General features: G+C 70.9%; 10 protein-coding genes. 6 read left to right on the forward strand and 4 right to left on the reverse strand.

The features are described from left to right. Positions 1 to 112 precede the first annotated feature (112 nt). Positions 113 to 310, forward strand: a complete 198-nt coding sequence (locus AC32QD_RS09900; RefSeq protein WP_492010330.1) for a CsbD family protein — start codon at positions 113 to 115, stop codon at positions 308 to 310. Between the two features lie 37 nt (positions 311 to 347). On the opposite strand, the gene AC32QD_RS09905 is transcribed toward AC32QD_RS09900, so the two are convergent. Then, entirely contained in the window at positions 348 to 1430 is a 1083-nt protein-coding gene (locus AC32QD_RS09905; RefSeq protein WP_492010331.1) for an NAD(P)H-dependent flavin oxidoreductase, read from the reverse strand. Positions 1431 to 1442: 12 nt separating this feature from the next. Next, entirely contained in the window at positions 1443 to 2222 is a 780-nt protein-coding gene (locus AC32QD_RS09910; protein WP_492010332.1) for a methyltransferase domain-containing protein, read from the reverse strand. Positions 2223 to 2287: 65 nt separating this feature from the next. On the opposite strand from AC32QD_RS09910, the gene gloB reads away from it, so the two are divergent. The 4 genes from gloB (at position 2288) to AC32QD_RS09930 (ending at position 4554) form a co-directional block, all read left to right on the forward strand. Next, a complete protein-coding gene (gene gloB / locus AC32QD_RS09915; protein WP_492010333.1) occupies positions 2288 to 3055 on the forward strand; it encodes a hydroxyacylglutathione hydrolase in 768 nt (255 codons plus the stop codon). 84 nt (positions 3056 to 3139) lie between these two features. Then, positions 3140 to 3880 (forward strand): SpoIIAA family protein, encoded by a 741-nt coding sequence (locus AC32QD_RS09920; RefSeq protein ID WP_492010334.1) that lies wholly within the window; start codon positions 3140 to 3142, stop codon positions 3878 to 3880. A 63-nt stretch (positions 3881 to 3943) separates the two neighbouring features. Then, the gene (locus AC32QD_RS09925; protein ID WP_492010335.1) at positions 3944 to 4171 is read left to right on the forward strand and encodes an AbrB/MazE/SpoVT family DNA-binding domain-containing protein; all 228 of its coding nucleotides are present in this window, start codon (positions 3944 to 3946) and stop codon (positions 4169 to 4171) included. Beyond that, positions 4168 to 4554, forward strand: a complete 387-nt coding sequence (locus AC32QD_RS09930; protein WP_492010336.1) for a type II toxin-antitoxin system death-on-curing family toxin — start codon at positions 4168 to 4170, stop codon at positions 4552 to 4554. Before AC32QD_RS09925 ends, AC32QD_RS09930 begins: the two co-directional genes overlap by 4 nt. A gap of 7 nt (positions 4555 to 4561) precedes the next feature. Here AC32QD_RS09930 and AC32QD_RS09935 read toward each other — a convergent pair whose 3' ends face one another. Both AC32QD_RS09935 and AC32QD_RS09940 read right to left on the reverse strand, forming a co-directional pair. Next, positions 4562 to 4840 (reverse strand): DUF4389 domain-containing protein, encoded by a 279-nt coding sequence (locus tag AC32QD_RS09935; RefSeq protein WP_492010337.1) that lies wholly within the window; start codon positions 4838 to 4840, stop codon positions 4562 to 4564. 21 nt (positions 4841 to 4861) lie between these two features. Beyond that, on the reverse strand, positions 4862 to 5521 hold the full coding sequence (locus AC32QD_RS09940; RefSeq protein ID WP_492010338.1) for a peroxiredoxin: 660 nt from the start codon (positions 5519 to 5521) through the stop codon (positions 4862 to 4864). 189 nt (positions 5522 to 5710) lie between these two features. Between AC32QD_RS09940 and mbfA the strand changes: the two genes are divergently transcribed. Then, positions 5711 to 6688, forward strand: coding sequence for an iron exporter MbfA (mbfA, locus tag AC32QD_RS09945; protein WP_492010339.1), 978 nt, complete (start codon positions 5711 to 5713; stop codon positions 6686 to 6688). Positions 6689 to 6790 lie beyond the last annotated feature (102 nt).

Raw genomic sequence — 6790 nt, forward strand, 5'->3', positions numbered from 1 at the left:
CCCAGAGGCCCGGAACGCTCCGCCCGGCGGCGCGTTTGTGCTGGTCAGGGCCCGGGCGCATCTGCGCGCTTCGGCCGCCACCGACCAGACCTCGGCACGAAAGGAACACACAATGAATTGGGACCAGATCAAGGGCAGCTGGCACCAGCTCAAGGGCCGCGCCAGGGAGCAGTGGGGCAAGCTCACCGACGACGAGATCGACCGCATCGACGGCAGCCGCGAGAAGCTCGCCGGCCTGATCCAGGAGAAGTACGGCGTCGCCCGCGAGGAGGCCGAGCGCCAGGCCGACGCGTGGATGAAGCGTCTGTGACGGCGCGCCCGCGCCCCCGGGCGGGGCAGCGCCGGCCTCAGCCGGCCATGCACCCCAGCGCCGCCCGGGTCTCCTCGACCAGCTTCTCGAGCAGCTCGCCCGCCGCCAGCTCGCGGCTCAGCCCCGCCGCCTGGCCCGACCACAGCGCCAGGAAGTCCGGCACCCCGGCCTCGGCGCTGGCGCGGCGCAGGGGCCCGGTGACCGCGTTCATCAGCGGGAAATCGGGCAGCTCGGCCTCGTGCTTCTCCATCAGCTCCATGTAGCGGTTGACGATGCCGCGCGCCGGCCGCCCCGAGAACGCCCGCGTGGTCCGCGTGTCCGAGCCGTCCGAGGCCATCAGCGCCGCCCGGTGCTGCGCCGGCGCGCCGGACTCCCTGGCCGTGAGGAAGGCGGTGCCGATCTGCACCCCCGCCGCGCCCAGCGCCAGCGCCGCCGCGATGCCGCGCCCGTCGGCGATGCCGCCGGCCGCGATCACCGGCACGGCCACCGCGTCCACCACCTGCGGGACCAGCGCCATGGTGCCGATCTGCGCACTGCGCCGTCTCAGGTAGAAGCCGTGATGGCCGCCCGCCTCCCAGCCCTGGGCGACGACGGCGTCGGCGCCGCGCGCTTCCAGGTCGCGCGCCTCGGCCGGCGTCGTGGCGGTTGCGATCAGCGCGATCCCCGCGTTCTTCAGCGGCCGCGTGAGCGCCTCGTGCGGCATTCCGAAGTTGAAGCTGACCACGCCGGGCTCGAGCTCCAGCACCGCCTTCAGCAGCGCCTCGCCGAAGGGGGGCGTCGCCTCGGCCACCTCGGGCAGGTCGTCGGGCGTGCTCGCCAGGCCCAGCTCCATGTAGAAGGGCATCACCAGCGCCTGCGCCCTGGCCGCGCGCTGCTCGTCGAGCTCGGGCGGCGCGTGCACGAAGAAGTTGAGGTTGAGCGCGCCCTCCGTGGCGCCGCGTGCCTCCGCCCAGGCCGCGCGCACGGCCTCGGACGTCATCCCGGCGCAGCCGATCGAGCCGAGCCCGCCGGCATTGGCCACCGCCGCCGCCAGCGCCGGCGAGTCCGAGCCCGCCATCGGCGCCTGGACGATCGGGTGCTCGACGTCCAGAAGCTCGCAAAGACGCCTGTCAGGCCACATGCCTGTTCTCCTTCATCCCGCCTTGCGCAGCTGGCCGCGCCCGGCGGCCGGCTTGGGCTTGGGCCGCGGGCGCAGCCCGTCCAGCACCCGCATCGGGTCGTCGGCCCGGACCTTCGCGCCCCCTTGCGGGGTGATGTAGACCAGCTTGACCGCCTCGACCATGACCAGCCCGGCCAGCCGCTGCGCGTCCAGCTTCTGGCCGATGCGCTCGATCGCCGGCCCGATCCGCAGCCAGAAGCGCCGGTGCGAGGGCGGCAGGTAGAGCGCGCCGGCGTTCTGCTCGGTGGTGAACCGGCTCGCCGCCAGCGTCCGCGCCAGCTGGCGCGTCGAGTAGGGCCGGCCATAGCCGAACGGCGTGGCGTCGCTTCGCGCCCACAGCCCGGCGCGGTTGGGCACCAGGAACACCGCCTTGCCGCCAGGCGCCAGCACGCGCCAGATCTCCTCGAACAGCGCCTCCGGCTTCTCGCAGGTCTCCAGCCCGTGCGCCACCAGCACCCGGTCGGCAAACCCGCTGGGCAGCGGCCACAGCGTTTCCTCGACCAGCGCGGTGACGTTGTCGCCGTCGATCGGCCAGGGGCAGACGCCCTGCTGCGCCGGCATCAGGCACAGCGTGCGCGCGGACTCCTCCATGAAGGGCCTCAGATACGGCGCCGCGAAGCCGAAGCCGACCAGGTTCATGCCGTGGATGTCGGGCCACAGCGCCCTCAGCCTGTGGCGCACCATGCGCTGCACCATCCGTCCAAGCCGGGTGGCGTAATAGAAGCCGCGCAGGTCCACCACATCCAGATGCATTGCGCCCCGTAGCCCGAAGGGCCATGTTCCCCCTCGAAGGCTAATGCAAACACGGAGGAAGCGCCATGCCCGCGGAAGTCGTCGTCGTCCCCTGTCTCAAGGACAACTACGCCTACCTCGTGCGCGACGAGGCCACCGGCAAGGTCGCCGTGGTCGACGCGCCGGAGGCCGGCCCCATCGTCGCGGCGCTGGACGCGCGCGGCTGGGAGCCCGAGCAGATCTGGATCACCCACCACCACGGCGATCACATCGACGGGGTGGCGGAGCTGCGCGAGCGCTATGGCGCCCGCGTGGTCGGCCATGTCAAGGACCGCGCCCGCCTGCCCGGGCTCGACCAGGAGCTGTCGGAGGGCGAAAGCGTGCACCTGGGCGAGACCGCGGCGCGCGTCGTCGATGTCTCCGGCCACACCATCGGCCACATCGCCTTCGTGCTCGACGCCGACCACGTCGCCTTCACCGCCGACAGCCTGATGGCACTGGGCTGCGGCCGCGTCTTCGAGGGCACCCACGCGATGATGTGGCAAAGCCTGTCCAAGCTCATGGAGCTGCCCGGGGACACGCGCATCTATTCGGGCCACAACTACGGCCAGGCGAACGGCCGCTTCGCGCTGTCGATCGAGCCCGACAACGCGGCGCTCAAGAAGCGCATCTCGCATATCAAGGAGCTCGACGCCGGCGGCGAGCCGATCGTGCCGGTCACGCTCGAGGAGGAGCTGGCCACCAACCCGTTCCTGCGCGCCACCCAGCCTGCGGTGAAGGCCGCGGTCGGGCTTGAGGGCGCCGACGACGCCGCCGTCTTTGCCGAGGTCAGGCGGCGCAAGGACGCGTTCTGAGCCGCGCCTGCGCTTGACCGGGGTCAACGCGGCGCGGCCCGATCTGGGGCAAGGCTTGCCCGCGCGAGGGAACAGGAGAGTCCGATGATCCAGACCGAGTGGCTGCGCGAGAACGAGGTTCTCGCGGTGCGTCCCCAGGGGGCGCTGGATGAAGACGACTTCGAGACGGTCGGCGGCCTGATCGACCCGATCATCGAGCTGCGCGGCCGGCTCGAGGGCCTCATGGTCGACGCCCGCGGCTTCGCCGGCTGGGACGACGCCCGCGCGCTGCTGGCCCATCTCCAGTTCGTGCGCGCGCACCAGCCGAAGGTGGCGCGCATCGCGGTGGTCGGCGAGCAGTGGTGGCTCAGCGCCGCGCCGCTCTTCGAGCCGCTGCACGGCATGTCCATCCGTGTCTTCGGACCGCGCGAGGAGGACGCCGCCAGGGCCTGGCTGCTCGACAGCGCGCCCGAGCCGGCCCGCGTCACCATCCTGCCCGAGAGCGAGGGCAACGTCGTCGCCCTGCGCGTGACCGGCCGGCTGCGCGACGCCGACTACGAGCAGTTCCAGGCCGAGCTCACGGCGCGCCTGCCCGCCAGCGGCAAGCTGCGCCTGTTGGTGATCATCGACGAGGGCTTCCGCGGCTGGACGCCCAAGGCGGCGTTTGACGACATCGCCATGGCCTTCGGCCCCTGGCGCCACCGCTTCGAGAAGCTCGCCGTGCTGGCCGGGCCCGGCTTCGTGCGCTGGTGCACGGCGAACTTCCCCGCCGCGCTCCTGCCCTATCCGCTCAAGGTCTTCGACCTCGACGAGGCCGACGCCGCGCGGGACTGGCTGAAGGCGTGACGGGGGCGGGCGTTGACATCGCCGCCCGCGCGTTATAACTAGCGTGGCAACGGAGGCCCGGACATGCAGCACCTCAAGGTCCGCAAGATCGGCAACTCGCTCGGCGTCGTCCTGCCGCGCGACGTGCTGGCGCAGCTCGGCGCAGCCGAAGGCGACGAGCTGATCTTGATCGACGGCCCGGAGGGCGCCCTGCAGATCAGCCGCGCGGACGACGATTTCGCCCGCCAGATGGAGGCCGCCGAGGAAATCATGGAGCGCTACAAGAATGCGCTGGCCGAGTTGGCCAAGTGAACGAGCCGCGCTGGCTCACCAAGCAGGTCGTCCTCGCCATCCAGTCCCGGCAGCTCCTGCGCTTCGGCGGAGCTGCCGGCGTTCGCGACGAGGGCCTTCTCGAATCGGCCCTCGCGCGCCCGAGAAACCTTCACGCCTATGGTGAGAATGACCTGTGCCTCCTGGCAACCGCTTATGCCGGCGGCATCGTCAGAAACCATCCCTTCGTCGATGGAAACAAGCGCACCGCCTTCGTCGTCGGCGCCCTGTTCCTCCACGAAAACGGCCTGCGACTGATCGCGCCGGAAGCCGAGGCCGTCGTCATGACCCTCGGCCTCGCCTCGGGCGAGCTGCCCGAGGCCGGCTTCGCCGCCTGGCTGCGCGACCGCACCCGGGCCGTCTAGGTCCCGCTCAGCGGGCCGCCGGCCATGGCGCCCAGGGGAAGGGGCGCTCTTCCGACGCGCAGGTCGCAAACGCCGCGGCCTCGCGCAGCCAGGCCGCGAGCGAGGCGCCGAACCCGCTCAGGAAGCGGTTCGGCCGCCCCGTCGCCAGCATCCAGCCGAACTGCACGATGGCGGTGACGACCATCAGCGATTTTCCGATCTCGACGCCGACGATCAGGATCAGCGCGATGCCGCCGCGCCGCCAGACGGGCCTGCTCCAGGGCCCGTCGCTCCCCTCTGTGCGCACCTCCGTGCGCCCCTGCCGGCCTCAGCCGTGCGGCATCTTGGTCCGGCGCAGATAGGGCAGCACCTTCTCGAACCCGCCGAAGCGCTTGTTGGCGTCCTCGTCGGAGATCGACGGCGCCACGATCACATCCTCGCCGTGCTTCCACTGCGCCGGCGTGGCCACCGAATGCTTGGCGGTCAGCTGGATGGAGTCGATCGCGCGCAGGATCTCGTCGAAGTTGCGCCCCGTGGTCATCGGGTAGGTCAGGATCAGCTTGATCTTCTTGTCCGGCCCGACCACGAAGACCGAGCGCACGGTGGCGTTGTCGGCGGCGGTGCGCCCCTCCGAGCTGTCGCCGGCACCCGCCGGCAGCATGTCGAACAACTTGGCCACCTTCAGCTGCGGGTCGCCGATCATCGGGTAGTCCACCTTGTTGCCGGTCACCTTCTGGATGTCGGCCTTCCACTTCTGGTGGTTCTCGACCGGGTCGACCGAGATGCCGATGATCTTGCAGTTGCGCTTGGCGAATTCACCCATCAGCCCGGCCATGTAGCCCAGCTCGGTGGTGCACACCGGCGTGAAGTCCTTGGGGTGGCTGAACAGGACGGCCCAGCCGTCGCCGATCCAGTCGTGGAAGCGGATCTTGCCTTCGGTGGTCTCGGCCTCGAAATCGGGGGCGGTATCGTTGATGCGCAGGCTCATGAGCTCCTCCTTGGACACGTTACCAGACTCGGTCGGGAATGTAGTGCCGAGGGGCGCGGATTGACAGAGGTCACATTGACACTGTGAGATCGGAAATTTCCCGCCGCCGCGCGGGAAATTGTCCGCGCCGCTTGCCATTGACGCCGCGCTACATACAGATGGGGGCCGCACGAGGGAGAGGAGCCGCAGATGATCCCGGGCATCACCAGCCGCCGTCGCTTCCGCGACCTGTCCGACCAGGAGATCCTTGCACTCGCGATCTCGTCGGAGGAGGACGACGCCCGCATCTACGAGACCTATGCCGAGCGCCTGCGCCAGGACTTCCCCGACTCGGCGGCGCTGTTCGACGGCATGGCCGCCGAGGAGCACGAGCACCGCCGCCGCCTGATCGAGCTGCACAAGCGCCGCTTCGGCCAGACCATCCCGCTGATCCGGCGCGAGCACGTCGCCGGCTTCTACGCCCGGCGCCCGGTCTGGCTGGTCGAGAACTTGGGCATCGAGCGCATCCGCGAGGAGGCCGAGGGCATGGAGCGCCAGGCCCGCGACTTCTACCTCGCCGCCGCCAGGCGCAGCGAGGACGCCGACACGCGCAAGCTGCTCGGCGATCTCGCCGCCGCCGAGGGTGGCCACATCGCCACCGCCGAGCGGCTCGAGGAGGAGCACCTGCCCGGCGAGGCGCGCGAGCGCGAGGAGCGCGCCGCCCGCCGCCAGTTCATCCTCACCTATGTCCAGCCCAGCCTCGCCGGGCTGATGGACGGCTCGGTCTCGACGCTGGCGCCGATCTTCGCCACCGCCTTCGCTACCCACGCCACCGAGACGACCTTCCTGGTCGGGCTCGCCGCCTCGGTCGGCGCGGGCATCTCCATGGGGCTGACCGAGGCGCTGTCCGACGACGGCCAGCTCTCGGGCCGCGGCTCGCCGCTCAAGCGCGGCATCGCCTGCGGCGTGATGACCTCGGTGGGCGGGCTGGGCCACGCCATGCCCTACCTGATCCCGCATTTCTGGACCGCCACCGCCATCGCCATGGTCGTGGTGTTCTGCGAGCTGTGGGCCATCGCCTGGATCCAGAACCGCTACATGGAGACGCCGTTTTTCCGCGCCGCCCTGCAGATCGTGGTCGGCGGCGCCCTGGTCTTCGCCGCCGGCGTGCTGATAGGCGGGGCCTAGGGCGCCTCAGTCAAACGCTTCGGATTCGTGCGCCGCGTTCGGTTGCTGTGCAGGACGAAGCCGAGATCCGGCCAAACGGGTCGGATGACCGGTCGTGACCCA

The organism is Thermohalobaculum sp. (assembly GCF_058622915.1).